The organism is Streptomyces sp. NBC_01788 (genome assembly GCF_035917575.1).
In the GTDB taxonomy this organism is placed as follows: Bacteria; Actinomycetota; Actinomycetes; order Streptomycetales; family Streptomycetaceae; genus Streptomyces.
The window spans coordinates 2,897,721-2,922,756 of sequence record NZ_CP109090.1; the positions used below are offsets into that span (position 1 = coordinate 2,897,721).

Below are 25,036 nucleotides of genomic sequence, written 5' to 3' on the forward strand. Positions count from 1 at the left end.
CGCCACCCCTGGGAGGAAACGCGTGCGGCCGGGGGGCTGTGACCTGCGGCTTCGCTGCTGGCGGCTGAGGCCTGTCCGTCACCGCGGGTTGCCGTCGAGGTCCGTGCCTCGGGTCTGACAGACGTCTCACACGCTGCTTGGGGGGCCTGCGAAGAGCTGCCGACCCCCGAGCCTGTCGGCGCCGCCGACACCGGGGGCTTCTAGAAGGACCTGGCCCGGCTGTGCGCGGTGCGGCACCGTTACACGGGCAGCGTCCGCCCGCAGCTCCGGGCGTCCCTACCGGGCACGCGAAGAGCCCGCGGGCCCGGTGGGGACGAGTGGCTCATGCCTGTTCCAGGGCGTCGCCGAACTCGCGGAGGGTTTTGCCGCGGTGGGTGCGGGCCAGTTCGTGGCCGACGGCGATGGCGAGCGCGACCGGCCACTCGATGAGGTCGAACGCCGTGAGGAGACCGAGGCCCGCGAGGTAGGCGAGCTGGTCACGCGGCGGCAGTTCGAAGCGGAGACCGCCCAGGGAGACGGTCACCGTGTCACCCTCGACGACCCGTTCGGCCGCGGCGCGGGCGCCGTGCGGCTTGGTGATCGGAACCGGCGCGCCGGCAGGCGCTGTGTCGGAGTCTGTCCTGCTCGCGCGCACGGTCATGTCACACCCCGTTCAACGGCCGGTGCCGGGCATCCGCTCGATGTCCCCCCACCACGCTAGGTCAGTTCCCGGCGCTCTTCCTCTTGTGGACGATGCTCAGGGCCGTGGCGCCCAGAACCAGCAGGCTGAGGCCGATGGCGGCGATCAGCGGAGTGGTGCTGGTACCGCCGGTCTCGGCGAGGTTGGGATTGGGCGAGATGTCGCCTCCCGCCATGACGGGGGTGGGTTCGCCGACGGTCTGGGTCACGGTGCCGCTCGGGCTGCCGTGGGTGCGGCAGTCGAGGACGCCGGCGAAGCGCTGCGCGTTGCCGCCGGGGTCCCTGATCGTGAAGTCGTACGCCTGGTCCTCCTGGAGCGGGATCATGATCGTCTCGGACCCGCCCGCGGCGATGGTGTACCGGGTGTCCATCAGCTCGAAGGTGAACGGCTCGTCGCCCTTGTTGGCCGCGCTGATCTCCAGAGCGCCCTTGGCGCAGTTCTTCACCGCGGACAGGGCGGGTATCGCGCCCCCGGCGGCCCAGGTCGCGCCGCTGGTGGCGGAGACCGTGGACTCGCTGGAGCCGGCCAGGATCTGGGTCTGGCTGCGGCTGTCGGAGGTGAAGGCGCGGCCGACCGGCACCGTGGTGGAGGCCTGCGCGGTCAGTGTCGCCGAGCCGTCCCCGGCGTCCTCGGGCACGTCGAAGAACACCTGGCTGCCGTCCTGGGCGGACGTGATCTCCTCGCCCTTCTTGCCGACGATCCGCACACCGCTGGTGGCGGCGCCCGCCGGAGGTGTCAGGGTCACACTGCTCGCGTTGGTGTGCACCGTCACCGGGCCGAGCCGCTCGCCCGGGTGACCGGAGACCGCGGGCGGGTCGAGGGTGAGCGAGGCGCGCGGCTCGGGCAGGTCACCGGCGCTCTTCTCCAGGTAGTCCGCGAGCTTCTCGGCCCGCGGGTCGACGGCGTCGACGTCCGCGCCGTCGGAGTAGCGCCAGATGGCCACCTGGGTGCCGGCCGCCGCGTCCTGCTCGGTGAGGTTCCTGACGCCGGCCTTCTCGGCGAGCGCCGCGAGATCGTTGACCTGCGGGTAGGAGTTCTGCAGGATCCAGCGGATCTTCCCGGCGTTCATGTTCGTGGCCAGCGAGGTGCCGCTCCACGGCGTCTCGCGGTACTTGGCGTCCCGCTGCGTGGGGTTGTGCACGTCTATGCAGTACGTCTGCAGGGTCCCGCCGCCGTCGACGGACATCTCGAACAGGCCCGCGGAGACCTGGTGGTCATCGCCGCCGTCATGGATGACGGCGGTGCCGTAGGTCTTCAGACTGCCGATGGTGGCGGTCGCGCCGCCCGGACTCTGCGGCATGCCGTCAGCGGCGGCCGGGCCGGCGGCGGTCATCAGACCGGCGGCGACGAAACCGGAGACCAGGGTGGCGGCGGCGAGCCGAGCCGCCCCCCGCCTGCGCGCGGACGGCGCAGAGTAAGCAAACACAGAAATCCCCTTCGAGCAGGACCCGTTGACGTGGGGGTGCGGTCCCACCGGCAGAATCTTCAAGCCCAGTGACAAGCCCAGAGAGCTGTGTCCGGCATCCTATGGAGCCCGCACACCAGGACTTCGCTGTCGTATCGTCAGATCACTGATCCGAATCGCAATCGTTATCACCAAGATCACCTCAGCAGGCCGCAACGGCAGGTTCCGGCTCCTGCGAAGCCCCGGTGTCCGAGGGAGCCGTCTCCCACGTGGGCTCCGGTTGTGGAGGCGGACTCGCTGTCTGCGGCTCCGCCCTGACGGTGCGCCGGAAGGCCGACGTGCCCCGCGTCAGGTCGTGGCCGATCGCCAGGGCGTCGATGTCCGCCGAGGTCCGACTGGTGCCGTCTCGGGTCTCGGTGCGCACCTTCAGCCGGCCCTGCACGATGACCGGGTCGCCCACGGTCAGTGACGCCACCGCGTTGGCGGCGAGCTGGCGGTTGGCCCACACCGTGAAGAAGTTGGTGTGGCCGTCCGTCCAGGCAGCTTTCTCCCGGTCCCAGTAGCGCGAGGTCACCGCCAGCCGGAACCGCGCCGAGGCGCCCGAGGGCAGCTCCCGGTGCACCGGCTGCGTCGCCACGTTGCCCACGGTGCAGACGATCGTCTCGTTCATCGTCGAAACCCCTCCCTCGCCCGGACGCCCGGCCCGGGCGGACATGCGTACGGGCCCGTCCCGTACGGCTGCGTCTGTCGTGACGACCGCGTTCGTCGCGATCGCCGCGGGACCAGACTGCCTCCGTACGGGCCGAGCCCGCCGAGCGCTGTGGACCGCCACCTGCCTGTGGAAAACTCCCCCACCCTTGCGGGTGAAGCCCGCCCCTCGCCCGCCTCACGGGTGAAGCCGCCTCACGGGTGAAGCCCGCCCCTCGCCCCACCTACCGGCGAAGACCGCACCTCATCCGACCCCCGCTCCCTTCACCAGCGCGTACTGCTCCCGCACCTCCCGATATCGCAGGAGTTCCGCCGCCACCGAATCCAGCACCCGGGCCCGGCCGCACCCCGACGCCGCCTCCCGTAGTCGGCGCTCGGCCTCCTGGCCGTACCGCCGTGCGGGCCCGCGCGCCGCGATCCGGCAGCTCCACTCCACGAGCGGCCCGCCCACGATGCCGGCCAGCATGAGCAGCACCGGAACCCCCAGGTTCGGCGCCATCACCCCCGCGATCTGCCCGACCAGCCACAGACCGCCGGCCACCTGAAGGATCGTCATCGCCGCCTGCGCGAGGACCGCGACGGGCCACCAGCCCGGGCGCGGGGGCCGCCCCGGGGGCAGCCCGGCCCGCGCCACCAACTGGTCCAGCGCCTCGGGCAGCCCCTGCGCACCGCGTACGGCGGCCTCGCGCACGGCCTGCGCCCACGGCCCCGGCATGCCTGCCGAGGCCTGGTCGGCCACCGTGCGCACCGCGTGTTCGACACGCTGGCGCGCGGTGGCCTCCTCGTCCTGCTGTGTACTCAGCATGAGGCGTCCGGTGGGTGCCTCGCGCCGGCTTCGGCACCACCGCCACAGCCGCAGCCAGGGCGTGCCGCAGGCCTTGTTGGCGTTGCGCAGCCAGGCCCGCTCGGCCGCGTCGCCCGCGGCGGTGGCGCCCACCGCGTCGGCGAGCCGGGCCGAGAACTCCTCGCGCGCCTCCTCGCTGAGCCCGGTGCTCGACCGGGTGGCGTAGACGGGCCGCAGGCGCTGGGCCGCGGCGTCCACGTCGGCCGAGATCCGCCGCACCGCGGCTCCGCGCTCGGCCACGAACTGACCCAGCGCCTCGCGCAGCTCACCGACGCCGTGCCCGGTGAGCGCGGACAGCGCGAGCACGGTCGCGCCCGGCTCGCCGTACTCTCCGAGGGCGATCCCGTCCTCGTCGAGCAGCCGTCGCAGATCGTCGAGGACCTGGTCGGCGGCCTCGCCGGGCAGCCGGTCGATCTGGTTGAGGACAACGAACATGATCTCCGCGTGGCCGGACATGGGCCGCAGGTAGCGCTCGTGGAGGACGGCGTCCGCGTACTTCTCCGGATCGACGACCCAGATGACGGCGTCGACGAGCCGCAGGATGCGGTCCACGTGCTCGCGGTGCTGCACGGCCGCCGAGTCGTGGTCGGGCAGGTCCACCAGGACCAGACCGCGCAGTTGCGGGTCGGCGTCCTGGGCCTGTACCGGGCGCCTGCGCAGCCGTCCCGGGATGCCGAGCCGGTCGATGAGACCGGCCGCGCCGTCGCTCCAACTGCACGCGATGGGAGCCGCGGTGGTCGGCCGCCGTACGCCGGTCTCCGAGATGGCGACGCCGGCGAGAGCGTTGAACAGCTGGGACTTGCCGCTGCCGGTGGCGCCCGCGATGGCGACGACGGTGTGCTGCCCGGAGAGCCGGCGCCGCGCCGCGGCCTCGTCGAGGACCCGGCCCGCCTCCGCGAGGGTGGCGCTGTCGAGCCGGGTGCGGGACAGGCCGACCAGTTCGCGCAGCGCGTCGAGCCGGGAGCGCAGCGGTCCGTCGTACGCCAGCGGGGGCACGGCCGAGTGCCGGGAGGGCCGGGGCTCCACGGGTACGAGTTCGGCGGCGGCCGTCTCGCTGACGCGGCGCGCGATCAGCCCGTCGTCCCAGGCGTCCTCGGCCTCCGTACGGCTCTGTGCGTCGTCGTCCGCCCCGCGCGCGTCGTTGTCGTCGTGCTCCACGCGCGCGTGGGCGACGTCGGCCTCCTTGACCATGCTGACCTGCCCCGTCACCTGGTGGTCGCGGGCCGCCGCCCCGGGGACCCGGTGGCCCCCGGCGTCCCCGGGCGTCTCGGCGTCTTTAGCCTCCGGGACGCCTTCGGCGCCGTGGCCGTCCTCGGACCTGGCGTCCGGCGTCCTGCCCCGGATCCAGGCGTCTCCTTGCGTGTGCTCCCCGCCGGCCGTTCCGTCCGCCCTTCCGTCCGTCTCCTGGTCCGTGAGGACGGTGCCCTGCTTCTGATCGGTGTGTTCCGTTCGGTCCTGGTCAGTGACGGCGGTCACCGGTCACCTCTCCTTCAGCAGTACGGACAGCGCGGCGATGAGTTCGGCCTGGGGCTCGGCGTGCACGTCGAGGGCGTCGAGCGGGGCCAGACGGCGCTCTCGTTCGACGTGGATCACCCGGTCCAGGTGTTCGGTCAGCAGCCGCCCGGCGCGGTCGCGCAGCCGCAGCGCTCCGTGCGCGCCGATCCGCTCGGCGAGCCTCTCTCCCGCGGACCGCGCCCGGCGTCCTCCCAGCAGTCCGGTCGCGGCCAGGGCGGCGACGGCCTCGGCGTCCGGAGCGAGGCTCCGGTCCAGCCTGCGCACCTCGTCGTCGGCGTACTCCTCCAGCTCCCGCCGCCAGCGCCGTACGGCAAGGCCGATGCGGTGCTCGGCGCTCTCCGACACGCGGTCGCGGTCGGCGAGCTCCGGTGCCGTGGCGGCCTGCTCGTGCCGCCAGGCGTCGTCCACGCGCTCGTCGGCGGCGGTGACGGCACACAGCAGCAGGGCGGCCAGGCTCTCCACGAGCGCGTCGAGCAGCTCCCCTGCGGTGCAGTCCAGGGGGAAGGCGCGCCACCTCTTCAGGGCGTCCCCGGCGAGCACCGCCCCCGCCTGGAGCCGTCCTCGTACGCGCGCGTGCTCACTGTCGTAGGCGGTCTCGACGGCCGAGGTGAGCCGCAGCGCGGCGGCGTACTGGGAGGCGGTGGCGCCGGCCAGCTCGGGCATCCGGGATTTCAGCGAGTCGAGGAGGCCCTGGGCCGTGCGGGCCATGGCGTACTCCCGGGCCCCAGGTTCCTGGGTCTGGTGCACCAGCCAGGTGCGCAGCTGTGCGACGGCGGAGGCGGGCAGCAGGCCCCCGCCCCAGGCGGACTCGGGCAGCTCCGGCACGGTGAACCGCGGTACCTCGCCGAGTCCTGCCTTGGTGAGCAGCGCCCCGTACTGGCGGGAGACCTCCGAGGCGACCTGGTGCGGCACCCGGTCCAGGACGGTCACCAGCGTGGCGTCGTACTCCTTGGCCGTGCGGAGCAGGTGCCACGGGATCGCGTCGGCGTAGCGGGCGGCCGTGGTGACCATGACCCAGATGTCGGCGGCGCAGATCAGCTCGGCGGCCAGGACACGGTTGTCGGAGATCAGGGAGTCGATGTCGGGCGCGTCGAGGAGAGCGAGCCCGGGGGGCAGGGTGTCGACGGTCTCCACGCGCAGCACCCGGGTGGGGGTGCTCTCCTGCACCAGCAGGTCGTCGCCGGCCGCGGGATCGCCCCTGGGTACCCACACGCGCGTGAGGTCCGGCAGTACGCGCATGCCACTGAACCAGTGGTGGTCCTCCGGATGGCAGACCAGCACCGGTGTCCTAGTGGTCGGCCGCAGCACGCCCGCCTCGCTGACCCGCCGTCCGACGAGCGAGTTGACGAGAGTGGACTTCCCGGCGCCTGTCGACCCGCCGACGACCGCCAGCAACGGTGCTTGGGGCCTTCGCAACCGCGGCACCAAGTAGTCGTCTAGCTGAGCGAGCAGTTCGTCGCGGTTGGCACGCGCACGGGGAGCCCCCGCCAGAGGCAGCGGGAAGCGTGCGGCGGCGACACGGTCGCGCAGGGCGGATAGTGCGTCGAGCAGCTGAGGCCTTACGTCCAAGGTCACCACATGTGAAGAATGCCCAATTTTAGGGGAATTCTGAAGCATATGAGCATGTCTGCGCGCCGATTGGACACAACGGACGGATGGGATGACTGGGACGCGGGCACAGTCGAGGCATAACGAGTGCACAACACCAGGTGCGCCGGACGTCAAAAGCGATGCACGATTCGTACCCGCCTGCGATTATCAGGACCGCTTCACTGAACCTCCACATTGAGCCACGGAGGCGAAGCAACCGGGACATGGATCCGGGAGCCCTATCCTTGTCCCCGGCGATGTCACGGATCAGCCCCCACCAGGGCACCGCGACAGAGGCCACCACACCTGGCCCCCGTAGCTCAGTGGATAGAGCAGGCGCCTTCTAAGCGCTTGGCCGCAGGTTCGAGTCCTGCCGGGGGCGCCAGTCTCCGCCCTCCCTCCCGGGAGGGCTTTTCGCTGGTCAGGCAGGGTTTCACCGCACACGACGAAGCCCCGGGGACTCCCCGACCCCCGTGTCGGTCCAGTGCTTGCCGACCTCCGGCGTCGCCGTGTGGGTCATAAGTTCACTCCACTGGTCCTCGGCGCCAGGGGCGGGCAACGTCATATCTTTCACCCCAATGGCCACTGCTTCCTCGGGACACGGAGCGCAGTAGTGCAGCGTGGCGAAAACGCGTTCGCCGCTACGGATGAGGTCGAGCGGGAGTTCATCCACGAACGGACCCTGATCGGCCTGGACGCCGCCGCGGCGAACGGCAAGCGCATCCCGTTGTCAGTGGGTGCTGGCAGGGTCCGTTGCATGACTTCCGCCACCGCCGCCGATTACGGCTGGATACGTTCCTCGTCCTCGCTGTTCGCGTATGGATTGGAGTTCGGGTACACCCTGACGCTGGTGCGGGGAGTCTCGCCTTCGGAGTTGCTCCGGATCGTGGAGGCCGAGCCGCGAGGTGTGTGTCAGGGGCTGAGCAAGTTCATCGAGGCACAGCACGAGTTCTTGGACGGGTACGAGGAGTGGCCCGAAGCCTTCCTCGCGGGAGCGTTCACCGCGCAGGGCGAGGGAGGGGACTGGACTCTTGCCCTGGAGTTCGGAGGCGATCTGGGCACGCGCCCGCGCCTCATGGAGGCACTCTCCGCCGGGACACGTGCTGTCTCGCATTCGAGCAACGGGGGGAAGCCCATGCACTTCTTCCACTGGTACGAAGAGGGGGAGTTGCGGACGACTTTCGAGTGGCCCGCAGACAGGACCGGCAGCACTCCCGATGCGCTGACCCCCCTGATGCTGGAGGTCGGCCTCAACCCGTCGGGGGACGAAGATCCCGATGTCGACAGGAAGGCAGCGGTTCTGGCGCTGGCAGAGCGCCTCACGGGTGTACGGGTGACCGAGGAGCTACTGGCGGAGGCCGACTACCAGGTGGGGGAAGTCCCGGAGGAACCCGTCGAGGAGTGGCAGAGCAAGTAGTTACAGGGTGGTGCGCGGCACGCGGGGCGGTGACCGGGGCCGCCTCATAGTGCGTCGTCGCTCCACTGGTCGAGCAGGTCCTCGTCCGCGGGGCCGTCGGACGGTGCCGCCCCGCCGTGCAGGGGCTGCTCGGTCCAGATGACCTTACCGGTGGGGGTGTACCGGGTTCCCCAGCGCTCGGCGTACCGGGCGATGAGGAACAGGCCGCGTCCGCCCTCGTCCGTGGTCGCCGCGTAGCGCAGGTGGGGCGAGGTGCTGCTGCCGTCCGAGACCTCGCAGATCAGCTTGCGGTCGCGCAGCAGCCGGACGTGGATGGGGTCACTGCCGTAGCGGATGGCGTTGGTGACCAGTTCGCTGAGGACGAGCTCGGTCGTGAAGCTGGCGTCCTCAAGGCCCCAGTCCTTCAGCTGCCGGGCGACATCGGCGCGGACGCGGGAGACGGCCGCGGGGTCGCGCGGCACGTCCCAGTCGGCGACCAGGCCGGGATCGAGTACGCGGGTACGGGCGACCAGCAGGGCGATGTCGTCGCTCGCGCGGTCCGGAGGGAGGGCGTCGAGCACAGCCTGGCAGGTCTGCTCCGGCGACCGGTCGGGATGGGCCAGCGCGGCACTCAGGAGTTCGAGGCCTGTGCCGATGTCCCGTTCGCGGTTCTCGACGAGTCCGTCCGTGTAGAGGACCAGCCGGCTCCCCTCGGGCAGCCGCAGTTCGGTGGCCTCGAAGGGGAGGCCGCCCAGGCCCAGAGGCGGGCCCGCGGGCAGGTCCGGGAAGGTCGCGGTGCCGTCCGGGTGGACGAGGGCGGGCGGCGGGTGGCCGGCACGGGCCAGGGAGCAGGCGCCCGAGGACGGGTCGTAGACGGCGTACAGGCAGGTGGCGCCGGTGAGTCCCTCCTCACCGCCTCCGGCCTCGCCGTCCCGGTCGAGCCGGGCCACCAGGTCGTCCAGGCGGCCCAGCAGCTCGTCCGGGGCGAGGTCCAGGGTGGAGAAGTTGTGCACCGCGATGCGCAGCCGTCCCATGGTGGCCGCCGCGTGCAGTCCGTGCCCCACCACGTCGCCGACCACCAGGGCCACCCGGGCTCCGGACAGCTCGATCACGTCGAACCAGTCCCCGCCCACCCCCGCCTGGGCGGGCAGATAGCGGTAGGCCACCTCGAGGGCGCCCAGTTCGGGCAGGGCGCGGGGCAGAAGGCTGCGTTGCAGGGTGACCGCCATGGTGTGCTCGCGCGTGTAGCGGCGGGCGTTGTCGAGGGCTACGGCGGCCCGGGCGGCCAGTTCCTCGGCGAACGGCACGTCCTCCTCGTCGAAGCGCTCCCCCTGCTGGCAGCGCCAGAAGTCCACCACCCCCAGCACCATGCCGCGGGCGCGCAGCGGCACCGCGATCAGGGAGTGGATGCCGCGCTCCAGGAGACGCGGCGCGCGATCGGGATCCGCCGTCTGCCAGTCCCGCGCGGACGTCAGATCCGCCACGAGCACCCCTCGGCCGGTCTCCGCGCACCGGGCCTGCGGCGTGCTGGGCGTGAAACTGAGCCGCCTGCCCACCTCTGTCAGCGGCCGGTACCCGGAAGGGCCCCGCACCGCGGCCCGGCGCACTTCGTCGATCGTCCCGGTCGGCTCCTGGCCGCTCAGGACCTCCTCCGCCAGTTCCACGGTGACGACGTCGGCGAAGCCGGGAACGGCCACGTCCGCCAGTTCCTGCGCGGTGCGCGACACGTCCAGGGTGGTGCCGATCTTCACGCCGGCGTCGTAGAGGAGTTTCAGGCGCTCGCGTGCCACTTCGGCGCGTCCCGACAGTGCCCGCAGCTCCGTGGTGTCCCTGAGGGTCACCACACTGCCCGCGTATCCGCCGTACGGGGCGGTGGGCCGCTTGTTGACCGCGAGCAGGCGGTCGGCCGTGAGGTGGACCTCGTCGCTGGCCGTGCGTTCCGATATCAGCAGTTCGGCGATGCCGGTGTCCAGGGGCAGGTCGGTGACCTTGTGGCCCTCCGCGTCCGGCGGCAGTTCCAGCAGCCGCTGCGCCTCGTCGTTGGCGAGCAGCAGCCGTCCGTCGCCCCCGACGATCAGCACGCCCTCGCGCACCGCGTGCAGCACGGCGTCGTGGTGGTCGTACATCCGCGTCATCTCGGCCGGTCCCAGGCCGTGGGTCTGGCGCAGCAGCCGCCGGCTCACCAGTGCGGTGCCGCCCGCGGCCAGGGCCAGCGCCCCGGCCGCCGTCCCCAGCAGGACCGGAAGCTGGCGGCCTGCCGTGCTCTCCACCCTCTGGACCGTGATCGCGACCGCTACGGTGCCGACGGCCGCGCCCCCCGGCCTGGTGACGGGGACGTACGAGACCACCGAGCGTCCCTGGGTGGTCCGCAGGACATGGGTGACGGCGGAGTGCGGCGGTTTACGGGGACCGAGGACCGGTTTGCCGATGAGGGCCGGGTTGGAGTGGGTGTACCGGATCCCGTCCTTGGAGTAGATGACGACGAGGTCGACATCGGCCCCCTTCATGATCTTCTGCGCGACGGGCTGAAGCACCTTGGAGGGGTCGGGGCCGGTCATCGCCTTCAGCGTGTCCGGCGCATACGCCAGTGTCTCGGCGATGCCGAGGGAGCGTTCGCGGGCGTCCTTGGTGCTGTCGTCCCCGGCCTGGAGCACGAGGGCGATCAGCGCGGCTGCGACGATCAGGACCGCGATGACCACTTGCAGCAGGAACACCTGGCCGGCGACGCTGCGCGGCCTGAACAGGGACCGCAGTCGCCCCGGGGGCGGCTGCGGCGAGTTGTCGCGCCCGCCGCGCCGGAGAGATCGACGGGAGTGTGCGATCACTTTTCCATTTTGCGCCCTGTGTCCCAGTCGGCATTCCGGCGACGGCGTGGTGGAGCGCACCACGGCCGGCACTACGGACTACGGATGTGGGTGGTCCTGAGCCGGCTGCTTCACGGGCGGGTGCGGGCCCCGGTCACGCGCGCCGCGCCGCGCCGCCTGGCCGGGGCGGGGCGGGGCGGGGCGGGCAGGACCGCGCCCCGGCCCGCGGACCGGGGCGGCTACAGGCCGAGGCCGGGGCCGGCCGTCAGGTCGGCGCCGGGGGTGGTGCGCAGGACGGGGGCGAGGACGACCAGTTCCGGTTGCTTGAAGGTGGGCAGTTCGCCGGGGCTCGGGTTGGTCAGGGGGGCGTCCAGGGCCAGTCCCGGGGTCAGGGTCCGGACGTCGGAGGCGGGCAGGCCGACGTCGACGTGGTCGAAGCCGTCGTCGAGGGCGTGGGCCAGCGGGGCGCGCAGCTCCAGGCCGGGCAGGCCGCCGTCGACCGGCAGTCGCGGCACGGTGTGCTCGGGCAGGAGCCGTCCCTCGACGAAGCGCGGGGGCTCCGGCACGACCGGCGCGGGCAGCGGCACCTGGCCGCCGACCTCGGGCAGTTCCGTGCCGAGGGCCGTCTCCGCGCCGCCCAGCGGGACGGGGACGGGAACCGTGCCGGCCGCGGCGGCGGGGGTCGCGGCCGCGCCCATGGCTGCCGCGATGCCCGTGATGACGGCGGCGAGGGTTCCTCGAGTGGTCGACTTCATGTCAGGTACGGTCCTTTTCCGGGTTCGGGGCTCGACGTCCGTACCGTCCAACGATCCTGACGCCACCAGCAGCACGGGATTCCCCCGAGTGCCGCAGTAGTACGACGGTTCACCGGCCGGTACGGAGGCGCCGAGCTGACGCCTCACGTGGCTCAGCGCTGGAGCGCGAGGCCGCCGAGCAGTGGTTTCGGGGCGTTCAGCGTCTTGGTGGCGCCGTTCACCGTGTGGAGCACTGAGTTCCGGTTCTCGGTGTCGAGGGCGTTGGACTGCTGCTGCAACGGCATGACGTCGACGGGGCCCTTGGTGAGCGTGTTCACGGCGCCGGCGAGGCTGTGGGGCGTGAGGTCGGCGGAGTTCTGGGCGAACGCGGGCGCGGCGGCGCCGGTGAGGGCCAGGGAACCTGCCAGGACGGCGGCAGCCTTCAGGGACTTCATCGTGTTCCTTTCTTCGGCGGCGTCGGTCACCGCGGGGGTTTGTGCCGCCGTGTCCAACGAGCACCGGCCGGACCGGAAACCCCGGCGGCGCGAAATCGCCGGGCCCTCGTGCGGGACCCGGCGACGCATGGGGCTGTGACACGGCCGGCCGCCGTCCCCGGAGGAAACCGGGGGACGGCGGCCGGCCGGACGAATACGCGCGGACGTCAGCCGTTGACGCAGGCGTTGCCGAACGCCGGGTTCAGCACGCCGATGACGTCGATGCTGTTGCCGCAGACGTTGACCGGGACGTGCACGGGAACCTGGACGACGTTGCCCGACAGCACGCCCGGGGAGTTGGCGGCGCCGCCGGTCGCGCCGCTGCTGGCGGCGGCGATGCCGGCACCACCGGCGACGGCCGCGGCGGCGACGGAGGTAAGGACAAGGCCCTTGGCGATACGCGACATGGAGAAGTGCTCCTTGGGGTTGATGCAAAAACACCCGGGCGGGATGCCCGGCGCTGTGTCAACGCGCGGCGCTCCCGCGAGTTGTGCCGCCAAAGGAGTGATATCGAAAGTTCCGGGGCGTACGGGCGGGTTGCGCGCCGGGGGTCACGGGGACGCGCCAGGGGCGGGCGGCCGACGGCACGTCGGGAGTGGGGACGCGACCGGATCGCGGCGGGCCGGGTCTGAGGGCAGGGCGGGCAAGGCCACTGTCAGGGGCAACCACAAATCAGGGTGGGGGCCGGCAGCAGGCCAGAGGCAGGAACGGCGGCAGGCTGGGAGCGTGATGGAGCGGGGCTGCGGGGCGCAGTGGAGCCAGCGGCAAGCCGGGGCGCGGGTGGTGGCACGCCGGGGACAGGCCCGCAGCGGGGCCGCGGCGGGTCTGGGCCGCGGGCGGCCCAAGGCCGGGAATCGCGCGAGGCAACAGCACCCGACGACCGCGACCAGCGGCAAGTCAGAGCGAGGGCGATAGCACACTGGGGGCAGGGACGCAGCGTCGTCGGGCCGAGGCCGGGCGTGGAGTGGGGCCAACGGCACGCCACACGGCGGAATCGACGGCGAGCCGGGACGGGGACCAGCGGCACGCCAGGAGCACCGGACCCAGTGGGGCCGCGGCTAGCCAGTGCCAGCGCCTCAAGCAGGCCAGCGCCCAGGCATGCCAGGACCTCGCGCAGAGCTGGGCCGCGGGTGGTCGCTCGTGGCGTCAGCAAGACACACGCCCGGCCCGGCAGCAAGGCCGCACGACGGCCGCCAGCGAGGCAACCGCGTCGACCGTCTGCAAGACCCCCGACGGAAGTCAGCAAGACCACCACGCCAACCGACTGCAAGACCCCCGACGGAAGTCAACAAGGCCACCGCCCCAGTCGGCTGTAGAGACGTAAACGGGTGCCGGACGTCGTGTCCGGCACCCGTGGGGGGCCGATGCGGTGGCCCGTGGGTTCAGCTCTGGCGCTGAGTCGCCGTGCGGCCGCGGCGGTAGAGGAACGCGCCGCCGGCGATCAGGGCCGCGCTGGCGGCCGAGGACGCCAGCAGGGCGCCCGTGCCGGTCTCGGCAAGCTGCGGGGCCGCGTCGGGCGTGCCCTCCTCGAAGGACGCCGGAGCCGGCAGGGTCTGGGCACGCTGGGTCTCTGGCGTCGCCTCGTCCACCCGCGACGGGGTCCCCGCGTCCGGCGTGGCCTCAACCGGCGTCTGCGCCGGTGTCGTCGGCGTCGCCACAGGCGGCACAGTCGGCGTCGGCGTCGCCACAGGCGGCAGAGTCGGCGTCGCCACAGGCGGGACAGTCGGCGTCGGCGTCGCCACAGGCGGCGGCGTGACCCCGGGTGTCGGCACCGCGGTCGGCGCCGAGCCGTTGGCGCAGCGGTTACCGAACGCGGGGTTCAGCAGCGCCACCACGTTCACGGTGTTGCCGCAGACGTTGACCGGCACGTGCACGGGAACCTGGAGGACGTTGCCCGAGAGCACACCCGGGGAGTTCGCGGCGGCACCGTCGGCGTGCGAGTCGGCCAGGGCTGGGCTGCCGTACAGGGTCAGCATGCTCGTCGCGGCGGCGGCCGCGAACACTCCCCTGCTCAGAGTCTGTCGCAATCTCGTTGTCTTCCTGCTTGCAGCCACTCGCTCCGAGCGGCTTGAAGAAGTGGGAAGGCCGGCCTTGGGCGAGAGATCGGTGTCCAAGGCCGGCCGTGACACAGCCGGTGCGGCTGGGTGCGCCGGACGGTCAGCCGTTGGCGCAGACGTTGCCGAACGTCGGGTTCAGCAGCGCGATGACGTTGACGGTGTTGCCGCAGACGTTGACCGGCACGTGCACGGGAACCTGGACGACGTTGCCCGAGAGCACGCCCGGGGAGTTCGTGGCGGTACCCGCGGCTCCGGAGTCGGCGAAGGCGGGGCCCGCCATGCCCAGGGCCACGATGGCGCCGGTGACGACAGCAACGCTCTTCTTCATGAATTGTTCCCTTCTTGGGGTCGATGCCCCGATGGCGGTCTGAAACCGAGTGAACACAACCGATACGGTCGTGATGCTGAACGAGGAATAGCCGTAATGGGAAAACGCGGAACGTGAGTCGCCGAGCACTTCACTCGTTTGACCCGCGCGACCATACGATTCACCCTCGACTGCATTGTCTGGAAAGGGTTCTTCGGAAAGGTACGGGCAGCCCCCGGCAAAGCGGCGGGCCCTGGGCGGACCTGATCCGGTTCAGCTCCCGGTACTGGCGGAGAGGACCGACAGATCGTCGCCGATGGCGAGCGCCGCGGGAGCGGCCGCCACCGGCATACCGGCGACAGGGGCGGCGGCTGCCGCGGCGACCTTTGCCTTCTTGAGCACTGCCCGTTCCTTTCCTCGTAGCGACGCACGTCCTACGACTTCATCAACCCGGTGCGGCATGTTTGGTTGCGGGGGTTCACCCGCTTGGACCCCACCGCATTCAAAACTGAGGAAAATCACGGGAGTCCAAAAAACACACAAGCAGTCCGGATCGTCGACCGGCGGAGTGTTCAGTGCCGCGGCGGTGACGGCTCCGGATGAGGGCGTACGTACCCCGGGGCATTCCTGTGCCGGGGCGCCGTCGGCAAATCACGAGAGCGCCCGATGGGGGAGAAAACGAGGAGCGCTGCTGGAACCTCGCCGGTCCATGCCGCGACCGGAACCACGGAGAACATCAGGAAGGACACCGCGGCAGCGGTCAGCATGGCCGGCTTGCGCCGCATCCGGTCCACCCAGGCTCCGACGGAGAGACCGATAATCAACCACGGCAGCCAGGCCGAGGCGCTCAGTACCCGAACCCCTCGCGCCCGACTCCGCCGCGGGCAGGGGCTTCTACGACACCACGTCCTTGCGGGCGAACCCGCGGAAGGCCAGGGCGAACAGCACCAGCGCGTAGCTGACGGAGACCGCCGTGCCCTGGATCATGCCGGACCACTCGGCGTGCGGCTGCACGGCGTCGGCCCAGGCGTACTGCCAGTGCGCGGGCAGGAAGTCGCGCCAGTGTCCGAGGGCCGTGACGGCGTCCAGGACGTTGCCCACGATGGTCAGGCCGACCGCGCCGCCCACGGCGCCCAGGGGCGCGTCCGTCCTGGTGGACAGCCAGAACGCCAGGGCCGCGGTGACCAGTTGCGACACGAAGATGTACGCCACGACCACCAGCAGCCGCTGCGCGGCGGTCCCCGCGTCGAGCGCGGCGCCGGTGGGTATCCGCAGTGGGCCCCAGCCGTAGGCGGCGGTGCCGACGGCGAGCGCCACCAGCGGCAGCAGCACCATCGCGGCCAGGCTGAGCCCGAGTCCGACGACGAGCTTGGACCACAGCAGCCGGGCCCGCGGCACGGGCGCGGCGAGCAGATAGCGCAGGGAGGACCAGCTCGCCTCGGAGGCGACGGTGTCCCCGCAGAACAGCGCCACCGGGATCACCAGCAGGAAGCCGGCCGAGACGAACAGGTTCACCGCGGCGAAGTTGGCGGCGGACGCGGTGGCCGTGTCCATCAGCGTCACCCGGTCACCGCGGCCGCCCGGACCGCCGCCGATGGCGAAGGCGACGGCCAGCACGAAGGGCAGCGCGGCCAGGATGCCGCCCATGACCAGCGTGCGGCGCCGCTTGAACTGCCGCACCAGCTCCACTCGCAGGGGCAGGGTGCGGCCCGCCCGGTAACCGGAGGCGACCTCGGTGCTCTCGGCGAGCGTGCTCACGCGGAACCTCCGATCAGGGTGAGGAAGGCGTCTTCGAGCCGGCGGTGGGGGCCGACCGCGACGACGGGCACCTCCAGGCGCACCAGCTCCGCGACCAGGTCCTGTGCCGTGCCGCCGGTCTCCAGCCGGACCAGGAGGCCGTCCTCGGTGCGCAGTGCCGAGGCGACGTCCGGCAGGGCGGACACCTTCTCCACGACCGGGTCCTCCACCGGGGTGGCGGTCCCCACGAGCAGCGTGTCGCCGGAGCCGACGATCTCGCCGACGGGACCCGCCTGCACCAGACGTCCCCGGTCCATCACCACCAGGTGGGTGCAGGACTGTTCGACCTCGGAGAGCAGATGGCTGGAGACGATCACCGTGCGGCCGCCGGCCGCGTAGCGGATCATCACCTCGCGCATCTCGCGGATCTGGGGCGGGTCGAGGCCGTTGGTCGGCTCGTCCAGGATCAGCAGGTCCGGCAGGCCGAGCATGGCCTGCGCGATCGCCAGGCGCTGGCGCATGCCCTGCGAGTAGGTGCGTACGGCACGGGCCAGGGCGTCGCCGAGGCCGGCGATCCGGAGGGCCTCGTCCAGGTGCGCGTCCTCTGCTGGGCGGCCGGTGGCCCGCCAGTACAGCTCCAGGTTCTCCCGGCCGGACAGATGGGGCAGGAAACCGGCGCCCTCGACGAAGGCGCCGACCCGCGACAGCACGGGCGTGCCCGGCCGTATGGCGTGGCCGAAGACGCGGATCTCGCCGTCGTCCGGCTGGATCAGGCCCATCAGCATGCGCAGGGTGGTGGTCTTGCCCGCGCCGTTCGGCCCGAGCAGGCCGAGGACCTGGCCCTTGTCCACCTGGAACGAAAGGTCCCGTACCGCCATGGGGGTCCCCCCTGCTCGAGCGAAGCCGAGAGCTTGGGGGAGGTCGGCCGACTTCGCGTAGCGCTTGCTCAAGCCGGTGATCCGCAGCGGGACGTCGGCCAGTTCCGGGTCGGGCGCGGGCGCGGCCGTGCGGCGGCGGGCCGTCAGCAGCAGGGCGAGCGCGACCGCGGCGCCGGCGAGCGGCAGCCACCACACCCAGGCGGGCAGCGGTGCCGCCGCCGTGGTCACGCCCGGGGCGGTCGGCACCTTCAGGTCGCTCTTCAGGCCGACGGTGTACGTCGCCGGGGCGGCCGGTGAGGCGTAGCCGAGGTCGGTGGAGGCGAGGACCAGGCGGAGCCGGTGGCCCTTCTGCACCTCGTGGTCGACGGCCGGGAGGGTGAGGGTGACGTCCTTGCCCGCCTTGGCGCCCTCGACGCGCACGGGGGTCACGAGCTGGGAGGGCAGTACCGGCTGCTGCTTGCCCGGTCCGACGTCGTAGAGCTTGGCGAAGAGCACCGCGTCGTCGGCGGTCGAGGTGACGTGGACGGTCACCGTGGGCGATCCGGTGACGCGCAGACCGGCGCCGAGGGGTGCGGAGTCGAAGCGCGCGTACTGGCCGGGGAAGTCGAGGGACACCCCGACGCCGAGCGAGGAGAGCTGGGACAGTCCGCCGGAGCCGCCGAGGCCCGGCAGGGCGGACACGGCGGGCGGGTTGGCCCCGGCGGGGTTCTCGAAGCGCCGCTCGCCTCCGCGCAGGGCGATGGACCGCTGCCCGCCTTCGAGGCCCGGGTACGTGCTTCCGCTCGCGCCCCGCAGCAGGGCCCTGCCGTCGGTGGAGTCCACGCCTCCGGTGCGGGTGACGCGGAAGGCGGGGCCGGTGTCGGTGTTCTTGTCGCCCTTGAGGTAGCGGTCGAACCAGGTCTTCACGCGCGCCTGGACGCGGCTGGTCTCCATGTCGCCGCCGTCGTGGCCGCCCGCGATCCAGTCGACGTCGACCGGGGCGCCGTTCGCGCGGATCGCCGTGGCGGCGGCGTCGGCCTGGCCGAGCGGGAAGAGGGAGTCCGTCTGACCCTGCACCAGCAGGGTCGGCACCTTGATGCGGTCGGCGACGGCGGACGGCGAGCGCTCCTGGAGCAGTGCGCGCGCCTCGGCGTCCGGCTTGCCCGACTCGGCGACCCGCTCGTACATCCGGCACAGCGCGGGCTCGAACTTCGCGCATCCGCCGCCGGAGTTGACGAAGGCGCCCGCCCACAGCTTCTTGAAGACGCCGCCCGGGAAGAGCGCGTCCGCGAGGTTCCAGTAGGTGATCGCCGGGGCGATGGCGTCCACCCGGTGGTCGTGTCCGGCGGCAAGGAGGGAGATCGCCCCGCCGTAGGAGGCTCCGGCCACGCCCACGCGCGGGTCGCCGGGCCCGTCGAGCCGCACCTCGGGCCGCCGCGCCAGCCAGTCGATCAGCCTGGAGACGTCGGCGACCTCGCCCTTGGGGTCGTTCAGCCCGATCTTTCCGGTGGATCCGCCGAAGCCGCGCGCCGACCAAGTCAGCACCGCGTATCCGTCCCCGGCGAGGTCCTGGGCCTGGCGCCGTACGTCGTCCTTGCTGCCGCCGAAGCCGTGCCCGAGCAGGACGACGGGGTGGCGGCCGGGCGTGGCCGGGGTGAAGTACGAGGTGTCGACGCGCACCCCGTCGCCCATGGCGAGCACCTGGTCGGCGCGGTGCACCGGGGGCGGGTCGTCGGAGGCGATCGCCGTCCACGTGCCGGCGCCGGCCAGCACGACGACGGCGGCCCCGGCGGCCAGCAGGCGCCGGGGCCTCCGCAGCAGCCCGCGCAGTCCGGGCGGTCGAAGATCCATGCCCTCCACGGTACGGGCCGCCACCGACAGCCGAAGCCGCCGCCGGACCGAACCTCCGCACCTCCTCGGGGAGTACGGGGCGGCCGCGGTGTACCGCGTTCGCGGTACGCGGCGGCGGCTCCATCGTCCTACGGCCGGGCGTCCTCCGGGATGGACACCAGCCAGCGGGTGTCGCGGCGGGGACGGAGGTAGAGGGCCCAGTAGAGGGTGGCGACCGCCATGATGCCGCCGGTCAGCAGCAGGTAGGTGATGTCCTGCCGGCTGAGGATGTAGGCCAGGAGTGCGATGAGCAGCACGGGCATGGCCGGCCACAGGGGCATGCGCCACGCGGGCGTGTGCTTGTGGGAGCCGCGGCGGGCCAGCAGCGCGCCGACCGCGACGAGCAGGTACATCCCGGTCACCGAAACGCCCGTGACGCCGTACAGGGTGTCCAGGTTGACGAAGCACAGCAGGGCGCCGGGCACGCCCACCGCGAGGGTGGCGACCCACGGGGAGCCGAAGCGGCCGAGCCTGGAGAATGCCTTGTTGACCGGCTCCGGCCAGGCCTTGTCGCGGGCGGAGGCGAACAGCACGCGGGAGTTCTGGATGACCATGACGATGCCGGCGTTGATGATCGCCAGGGCCACGCAGAGGCTGACGAAGGTACCGACCGCGGAGTTGGACCAGGCGATCACCATGGCGCTCAGGTTTCCGCTGGTCAGCTCCTTGATGTCGGAGGCGCCCATGGTGATGGCGACGACGGGCACGAGGATGATCACGGAGGAGATGGCCAGGGTGGCGAGCACCGTGCGGGCGACGTTGCGGCGCGGGTTCTCCAGTTCCTCGGAGAGGTAGACGGCCGTCGAGAAGCCCTGGGTGGCGAAGAGGGCGATGGCGAGTCCGGAGATGACGAGCATGGCCGTCACGGTGTCGGTGTGGCCGCCGGAGCCGGCCACCTGCATGGAGACCAGGCTGCCGACGCCCCGGTGGCTGTGCGCGAAGCCCAGCACGGCGACCACACCGGCGGCGATGACCTCGAGGACCAGGAAGATTCCGGTGATCCAGGCGTTGGCGCGCAGGTCTAGCAGGCCGGCGAGGGTGGCCATCAGCATCACGCCGGCGCCGGTCAGGGCCGGGTCGAGGTGCACGACCGGCGCCAGGTAGTCCGCGGTGCCCATCGCGATCACCGGCGGGACGATCATGACGACGAGCAGGGACAGCACGAAGACCAGCCAGCCCGCCAGCCGTCCGGCCATGGTCGACACCATGGCGTACTCGCCGCCCGCGCTGGGGATGAGGGTTCCCAGTTCCGAGTAGCAGAACGCCACGGCGATACACAGCAGCGAGCCGATGGCGAGGGTCAGGGCGGTGGCGGTGCCGAGCGAGCCGAGGAGGTCGGGGACGACCACGAAGAGGGTGGAGGCGGGGGTCACGCACGAGAGGGTGAGGAGGGTGCCGCCGACGACCCCGATGGAACGCTTGAGCTGGGCGGGGCTGTCCGTCGCCTGTGCGGGACCGCCGGCCGCTTCCGGGGCGGCGTTCTCGACAGAGCGGAGCAGGTCGGTCATGCGGCGGTTCCGATCGACTTGTGCAAACAGGTGAGGGTCCGGGGAGCGCGCTATCGCCTCCGGCGGTTCGCGGTCGTAAGCACTCTCGTCCGCTCCCGGCCCAGTCATCGAACATCAACGAAAACCATTGAGTCAATGGCCGTTAACCTACGGAATCCGTGGCGGAACGGCGATCTACGACTGATTCACGCGTCGAACGGTCCCATTGTTCGGGCCCTTACGGGCGTGCGGGAATCGCAGAGGACCCACGAAAAAAGACGAGGCCGTCCGCATATCGGACGGCCTCGTCATCGCCTGCGGCGATGGCCGGGTCATGGCGGTCGGGGATCCCGACCGCCGGGCAGCGCGCCGGTCAGTGATTGCGCGGGAACCCGAGGTCCACGCCCGCGGGGGCCTCGGACGGGTCCGGCCAGCGGGTGGTGACGACCTTGCCGCGGGTGTAGAAGTGCGTGCCGTCGTTGCCGTAGATGTGGTGGTCGCCGAAGAGCGAGTCCTTCCAGCCGCCGAAGGAGTGGTAGCCCACCGGCACCGGGATCGGCACGTTGACGCCGACCATGCCGGCCTCGATCTCCAGCTGGAACCGGCGGGCCGCGCCGCCGTCCCGGGTGAAGATCGCCGTGCCGTTGCCGAACGGCGAGGCGTTGATGAGCGCCACGCCGTCCTCGTAGGTGTCCACGCGCAGCACGCACAGCACCGGGCCGAAGATCTCGTCCTGGTAGGCCTTGGCGCTGGTGGGCACCTTGTCCAGCAGCGAGATGCCGACCCAGTGGCCGTCCTCGAAGCCCTCGACCGTGTAGCCGGTGCCGTCCAGGACGACCTCGGAGCCCTCGCTCGCGGCGTTCTCCACGTACGAGGCCACCTTGTCGCGGTGCGCCTTGGTGATCAGCGGGCCCATCTCGGAGGACGGGTCGCTGCCGGGGCCGATCTTGATCTTCTCGGCGCGCTCGCGGATCTTCTCCACCAGCTCGTCGCCGATCGCGCCGACGGCGACGACGGCCGAGATGGCCATGCAGCGCTCGCCCGCCGAGCCGTACGCGGCCGAGACGGCGGCGTCGGCGGCCGCGCCCAGGTCGGCGTCCGGCAGCACCAGCATGTGGTTCTTGGCGCCGCCGAGGGCCTGCACGCGCTTGCCGTTCGCGGAAGCGGTGGTGTGGATGTAGCGGGCGATCGGGGTGGAGCCGACGAAGGAGACCGCCTTGACGTCCGGGTGCTCAAGGAGGCGGTCCACCGCCACCTTGTCGCCGTGGACCACGTTGAAGACGCCGTCGGGCAGCCCGGCCTCGGCCAGCAGCTCGGCGATCCTCAGGGAGGCCGACGGGTCCTTCTCGCTCGGCTTCAGCACGAAGGTGTTGCCGCACGCGATGGCGATGGGGAACATCCACATCGGGACCATCGCCGGGAAGTTGAACGGCGTGATGCCGGCGACCACGCCCAGCGGCTGCCGGATCGCGGCCACGTCGACGCGGGTGGCGACCTGGGTGGACAGCTCGCCCTTGAGCTGCACGTTGATGCCGCAGGCCAGGTCGACGATCTCCAGGCCGCGCGCGACCTCGCCGAGCGCGTCGGAGTGCACCTTGCCGTGCTCGGCGGTGATCAGCTCGGCGATCTCGTCGCGGTGGGCGTCCAGCAGCGCGCGGAACTTGAACAGGATCGAGGTCCGCTGGGCGAGCGAGGACTGCCCCCAGGTCAGGTACGCGTCCTTCGCGGCGGCGACCGCGGCGTCCACCTCCTCCACGGAGGCGAACGCGACCTTGGTGGTGACCTCGCCGGTCGCCGGGTCCGTGACCGGCCCGTACGTCCCCGAGGCGCCTTCGACGGTCTTCCCGCCGATCCAGTGGTTGACGATCTTCGTCATGCCCGGTTACTCCTTCACAGATGGCGGCGACGGGTCGAAACGTGCCGTGCGTACAGCTCATGTGCCGTGCCCCGCGACGAGCGCGCCGCGGTCCCGGCCACAGGTACATCCCACCAGGCCTGCGCGGAAGGCGCGCCCGACACTGTGTCTGCGGTTTCCGTCTCCATGTAGACACATGTGGGAGTGTCCGCCGCGCGGGACGCGGCGGGGACGGCGCACGGATTCCGCGCTCGGGCGGAGTGCGGCCTGCCGCCGCCCCGGCGGTGGGTTGCCGGGACCTCCGGCGCGGGGCCGTAGCGGGCGGGGAGTCGACGCTCGCACTTCGCTCCTGCCAGGGCGAAGCGGCATCCCGCGCCGGAGGCGTTCTGTGCCCGTGCGCCACGAGGCACGTGCGGGTCCGCGCCCAGCGTGCCCGTGGCGCTCGGGTGAGGAAACTCTTGGTCCGCCGGGCCGCCGGCGCGCAGGCGGGCACGGCCGCGCGGTGATCGGGTCGCACGCCATCGGCTGCCCTCGGCCTCCCTTCACTCCCCCGGTTCTAGTGCCGGGCACGGACCCCTGTCAATGGTTTGTCCGGACATACGGACGACAGGGTCGGCGTGCGGCCGCGTAAACCCCCTGGCAGGTAAGTCGCCTGCTTCAGCTCTGTCACAAAAACCTCTGCCGTGTCACACATGTCGCGAGTACGCGGGTCCTCGGTCACACCCGGCCGACAGCCGCTTGCCGGTGCGCGGTCGGTCTCGTTCACCGACCACAGGCTTGGAGATCGCCAGCGCAGCGCCCGGCTCCCCCGACGGCCTCTCCGGCCGCCGCCGTGGTGCGCGCGGGGAGGTGCACGTCATGACCGACCGAAGGCTCTGGTCGTACAAGGAGATCGCGGCGCACATCCGGGTGCAGCCGGACACCGTGCGGTCCTACCGCAAGCACGGGCTGCTGCCGCCGCCCGACCATGTGGAGGGCGGCAGGCCCTACTGGTACGCCGACACGGTCCGCGCCTGGGTCGCCGCCCGGCCCGGCAACCGCGGACGCAGAGCCGACTGACCCACGGCCGTCGCACCGGTACGGGGGTGCCCCACGCGGAGTGGGGCACCCCCGTGCCGGCTCAGCTCCACGGTTCGATGACGGTGACCCCGGATCCCGGTGCCGTGCCCATCGCGGCGAGCGCGTCCGGGACGGCCGCCAGCGGGATGGCCGATGTCACCAACAGGTCGGGGCGCAGCACTCCGGCCCGTACCAGTTCCAGCATCGCCGGATAGGCGTGCGCGGCCATGCCGTGGCTGCCCAGGAGTTCGAGTTCCAGGGCGATGGCGCGGGCCATGGGCACCGGGGTGGTGCCGTTCGCGGAAGGCAGCAGGCCGACCTGGACGTGGCGGCCCCGTCGGCGCAGGCCGTTCACCGAGGCGGCGCAGGTGGCGGGCGAGCCGAGCGCGTCGAGCGAGAGATGGGCGCCGCCGCCGGTCAGCTCGCGCACCCGCTCCGCCGTGTCCTCGACGGCGGACGCGTCGACGCAGTGGGCGGCGCCGAATTTCCGGGCCAGGTCCAGGGCCCGGGCGGACACGTCCACCGCGACCACCCTGGCCCCCGCGGCCGCCGCGATCATCACCGCGGACAGGCCCACGCCCCCGCAGCCGTGCACGGCGACCCAGTCGCCGGCGGCCGCCCGGCCCTGCTGCACGACCGCGCGGTACGCGGTGGCGAACCGGCAACCGAGCGAGGCCGCCGTGGCGCAGGACAGGCCCTCGGGTACGGCGACCAGGTTCACGTCGGCGTGGTCGAGCGCCACGTACTGGGCGAAGGAGCCCCAGTGCGTGAAGCCCGGCTGGGTCTGCCGCTCGCACACCTGCTGGTCGCCGGCCGCGCAGGCGGGGCAGGCGCCGCAGGCGCAGACGAAGGGGACGGTCACCCGGTCCCCGGGCCGCCAGCGGGTCACCCGGGTGCCCACCTCCTCGACGGTCCCGGCGAGTTCGTGCCCGGGCACGTGCGGCAGCGTGATGTCGGGGTCGTGGCCCTGCCAGCCGTGCCAGTCGCTGCGGCACAGGCCGGTCGCCTCGACCCGCACCACGACCCCGTGCTCCGCGGGCCTCGGGTCGGCCACCTCGCGCACCTCGGCCGGCTCCCCGTACCGCTCGAACACCACAGCTCGCATCGCCGTCTCGCTTTCCGCCCGGTATCTCCGCGGCCCACCGCCGCCGGCGAAACCGTAGTACGCGGGCACATCCCGGACGCGGGGGCCTGCCTGGTCCCGCCTTCCGCCGACGCCGTGACCCCTCGCGTCACTCCGTTGCCGGTGACGGCGCGGCGACCCGGCCGCGATTCCTTGGAGGAATACCCCCTAGGGGTATAATGTCGACAAGTGGAGGGCCCGATGGCCTCCCCGCGACCCACATGCCCCACCCGCCACGACGAGGAGAACGACATGACCATCCAGACTGGCACTTCGAACACCGTCACCACCGTCTACAAGGTGAGCGGGATGAGCTGCGGTCACTGCGAGGGCTCCGTGTCCGCCGAGCTCTCCGAGGTGACCGGTGTCAGCTCGGTGAAGGCCGTCGCCTCCACCGGCGAGGTCACCGTCGTCTCCGCCTCCCCGCTGGACGAGGAGGCGGTGCGCGCCGCCGTCGACGAGGCCGGCTTCGAACTCGTCGGCCAGGTCTGACGA

The 25,036-nt window shown here is 72.1% G+C and carries 20 protein-coding genes, 1 tRNA gene and 1 pseudogene; 4 read left to right on the forward strand and 18 right to left on the reverse strand.

Annotation, left to right across the window (positions count from 1 at the left end; all coding sequences use genetic code 11):
* Positions 1-322: 322 nt before the first annotated feature.
* The 5 genes from OIE49_RS13295 to OIE49_RS13315 form a co-directional block, all read right to left on the reverse strand.
* Positions 323-640, reverse strand: coding sequence for a hypothetical protein (locus OIE49_RS13295; RefSeq protein ID WP_326802498.1), 318 nt, complete (start codon positions 638-640; stop codon positions 323-325).
* A gap of 61 nt (positions 641-701) precedes the next feature.
* Positions 702-2,105 (reverse strand): Cys-Gln thioester bond-forming surface protein, encoded by a 1,404-nt coding sequence (locus OIE49_RS13300; protein ID WP_442812232.1) that lies wholly within the window; start codon positions 2,103-2,105, stop codon positions 702-704.
* A 181-nt stretch (positions 2,106-2,286) separates the two neighbouring features.
* The gene (locus OIE49_RS13305) at positions 2,287-2,754 is read right to left on the reverse strand and encodes a single-stranded DNA-binding protein (protein ID WP_326802499.1); all 468 of its coding nucleotides are present in this window, start codon (positions 2,752-2,754) and stop codon (positions 2,287-2,289) included.
* 282 nt (positions 2,755-3,036) lie between these two features.
* Entirely contained in the window at positions 3,037-5,112 is a 2,076-nt protein-coding gene (locus OIE49_RS13310) for a YfjP family GTPase (RefSeq protein WP_326802500.1), read from the reverse strand.
* 3 nt (positions 5,113-5,115) lie between these two features.
* Complete coding sequence (locus OIE49_RS13315) at positions 5,116-6,729, reverse strand: dynamin family protein (RefSeq protein WP_326802501.1); 1,614 nt, start codon at positions 6,727-6,729, stop codon at positions 5,116-5,118.
* A 321-nt stretch (positions 6,730-7,050) separates the two neighbouring features.
* Here OIE49_RS13315 and OIE49_RS13320 point away from each other — a divergent pair.
* Both OIE49_RS13320 and OIE49_RS13325 read left to right on the forward strand, forming a co-directional pair.
* Positions 7,051-7,126, forward strand: a tRNA-Arg gene (locus OIE49_RS13320).
* Between the two features lie 228 nt (positions 7,127-7,354).
* Positions 7,355-8,158, forward strand: a complete 804-nt coding sequence (locus OIE49_RS13325) for a DUF6461 domain-containing protein (RefSeq protein ID WP_326802502.1) — start codon at positions 7,355-7,357, stop codon at positions 8,156-8,158.
* 44 nt (positions 8,159-8,202) lie between these two features.
* Here the strand turns inward: OIE49_RS13325 and OIE49_RS13330 are convergent, their stop codons facing one another.
* The 12 genes and pseudogenes from OIE49_RS13330 to OIE49_RS13385 all read right to left on the reverse strand — a co-directional run.
* Positions 8,203-10,962, reverse strand: a complete 2,760-nt coding sequence (locus OIE49_RS13330; protein WP_402123762.1) for a SpoIIE family protein phosphatase — start codon at positions 10,960-10,962, stop codon at positions 8,203-8,205.
* A 218-nt stretch (positions 10,963-11,180) separates the two neighbouring features.
* Entirely contained in the window at positions 11,181-11,696 is a 516-nt protein-coding gene (locus OIE49_RS13335) for a hypothetical protein (RefSeq protein WP_326802503.1), read from the reverse strand.
* 152 nt (positions 11,697-11,848) lie between these two features.
* Complete coding sequence (locus tag OIE49_RS13340) at positions 11,849-12,130, reverse strand: hypothetical protein (RefSeq protein WP_326802504.1); 282 nt, start codon at positions 12,128-12,130, stop codon at positions 11,849-11,851.
* A gap of 206 nt (positions 12,131-12,336) precedes the next feature.
* Positions 12,337-12,576: a chaplin gene (locus tag OIE49_RS13345; RefSeq protein ID WP_326802505.1), complete on the reverse strand. Its 240-nt coding sequence runs from the start codon at positions 12,574-12,576 to the stop codon at positions 12,337-12,339.
* 975 nt (positions 12,577-13,551) lie between these two features.
* Positions 13,552-14,196 carry a chaplin gene (locus tag OIE49_RS13350; RefSeq protein ID WP_326802506.1) on the reverse strand — a complete coding sequence of 215 codons (645 nt, stop codon included), beginning with the start codon at positions 14,194-14,196 and terminating at the stop codon, positions 13,552-13,554.
* A gap of 130 nt (positions 14,197-14,326) precedes the next feature.
* Complete coding sequence (locus OIE49_RS13355; protein WP_326802507.1) at positions 14,327-14,554, reverse strand: chaplin; 228 nt, start codon at positions 14,552-14,554, stop codon at positions 14,327-14,329.
* A 252-nt stretch (positions 14,555-14,806) separates the two neighbouring features.
* Positions 14,807-14,935 (reverse strand): hypothetical protein, encoded by a 129-nt coding sequence (locus OIE49_RS13360; protein ID WP_326802508.1) that lies wholly within the window; start codon positions 14,933-14,935, stop codon positions 14,807-14,809.
* Between the two features lie 492 nt (positions 14,936-15,427).
* Positions 15,428-16,291: an ABC transporter permease gene (locus tag OIE49_RS13365; protein WP_326802509.1), complete on the reverse strand. Its 864-nt coding sequence runs from the start codon at positions 16,289-16,291 to the stop codon at positions 15,428-15,430.
* On the reverse strand, positions 16,288-18,978 hold the full coding sequence (locus tag OIE49_RS13370) for an alpha/beta fold hydrolase (RefSeq protein WP_326802510.1): 2,691 nt from the start codon (positions 18,976-18,978) through the stop codon (positions 16,288-16,290). The genes OIE49_RS13365 and OIE49_RS13370 overlap by 4 nt, the downstream gene beginning before the upstream one ends.
* Positions 18,979-19,106: 128 nt before the next feature.
* Complete coding sequence (locus OIE49_RS13375) at positions 19,107-20,525, reverse strand: APC family permease (protein ID WP_326802511.1); 1,419 nt, start codon at positions 20,523-20,525, stop codon at positions 19,107-19,109.
* Positions 20,526-20,877: 352 nt separating this feature from the next.
* Complete coding sequence (gene mmsA, locus OIE49_RS13380) at positions 20,878-22,380, reverse strand: CoA-acylating methylmalonate-semialdehyde dehydrogenase (protein WP_326802512.1); 1,503 nt, start codon at positions 22,378-22,380, stop codon at positions 20,878-20,880.
* 14 nt (positions 22,381-22,394) lie between these two features.
* Positions 22,395-22,586, reverse strand: a pseudogene (locus tag OIE49_RS13385) (3D-(3,5/4)-trihydroxycyclohexane-1,2-dione acylhydrolase (decyclizing)); the annotation flags it as partial.
* 631 nt (positions 22,587-23,217) lie between these two features.
* Between OIE49_RS13385 and OIE49_RS13390 the strand changes: the two are divergent.
* Entirely contained in the window at positions 23,218-23,418 is a 201-nt protein-coding gene (locus OIE49_RS13390; RefSeq protein ID WP_100569385.1) for a helix-turn-helix transcriptional regulator, read from the forward strand.
* A 61-nt stretch (positions 23,419-23,479) separates the two neighbouring features.
* Here OIE49_RS13390 and OIE49_RS13395 read toward each other — a convergent pair whose 3' ends face one another.
* Positions 23,480-24,523 carry a zinc-dependent alcohol dehydrogenase family protein gene (locus OIE49_RS13395; protein ID WP_326802513.1) on the reverse strand — a complete coding sequence of 348 codons (1,044 nt, stop codon included), beginning with the start codon at positions 24,521-24,523 and terminating at the stop codon, positions 23,480-23,482.
* Between the two features lie 270 nt (positions 24,524-24,793).
* Here OIE49_RS13395 and OIE49_RS13400 point away from each other — a divergent pair, with 270 nt between their 5' ends.
* On the forward strand, positions 24,794-25,033 hold the full coding sequence (locus OIE49_RS13400; RefSeq protein ID WP_326802514.1) for a heavy-metal-associated domain-containing protein: 240 nt from the start codon (positions 24,794-24,796) through the stop codon (positions 25,031-25,033).
* The last annotated feature ends 3 nt before the right edge of the window (positions 25,034-25,036 follow it).

What these genes read in the sequence shown, in the direction of transcription:
- OIE49_RS13295 (WP_326802498.1), bottom strand. Translation starts at nt 640, where the DNA reads ATGACCGTGCGCGCGAGCAGGACAGACTCCGACACAGCGCCTGCCGGC.
- OIE49_RS13305 (WP_326802499.1), bottom strand. Translation starts at nt 2,754, where the DNA reads ATGAACGAGACGATCGTCTGCACCGTGGGCAACGTGGCGACGCAGCCG.
- OIE49_RS13335 (WP_326802503.1), bottom strand. Translation starts at nt 11,696, where the DNA reads ATGAAGTCGACCACTCGAGGAACCCTCGCCGCCGTCATCACGGGCATC.
- OIE49_RS13340 (WP_326802504.1), bottom strand. Translation starts at nt 12,130, where the DNA reads ATGAAGTCCCTGAAGGCTGCCGCCGTCCTGGCAGGTTCCCTGGCCCTC.
- OIE49_RS13345 (WP_326802505.1), bottom strand. Translation starts at nt 12,576, where the DNA reads ATGTCGCGTATCGCCAAGGGCCTTGTCCTTACCTCCGTCGCCGCCGCG.
- OIE49_RS13355 (WP_326802507.1), bottom strand. Translation starts at nt 14,554, where the DNA reads ATGAAGAAGAGCGTTGCTGTCGTCACCGGCGCCATCGTGGCCCTGGGC.
- OIE49_RS13370 (WP_326802510.1), bottom strand. Translation starts at nt 18,978, where the DNA reads ATGGATCTTCGACCGCCCGGACTGCGCGGGCTGCTGCGGAGGCCCCGG.
- OIE49_RS13375 (WP_326802511.1), bottom strand. Translation starts at nt 20,525, where the DNA reads ATGACCGACCTGCTCCGCTCTGTCGAGAACGCCGCCCCGGAAGCGGCC.
- mmsA (WP_326802512.1), bottom strand. Translation starts at nt 22,380, where the DNA reads ATGACGAAGATCGTCAACCACTGGATCGGCGGGAAGACCGTCGAAGGC.
- OIE49_RS13390 (WP_100569385.1), top strand. Translation starts at nt 23,218, where the DNA reads ATGACCGACCGAAGGCTCTGGTCGTACAAGGAGATCGCGGCGCACATC.
- OIE49_RS13395 (WP_326802513.1), bottom strand. Translation starts at nt 24,523, where the DNA reads ATGCGAGCTGTGGTGTTCGAGCGGTACGGGGAGCCGGCCGAGGTGCGC.
- OIE49_RS13400 (WP_326802514.1), top strand. Translation starts at nt 24,794, where the DNA reads ATGACCATCCAGACTGGCACTTCGAACACCGTCACCACCGTCTACAAG.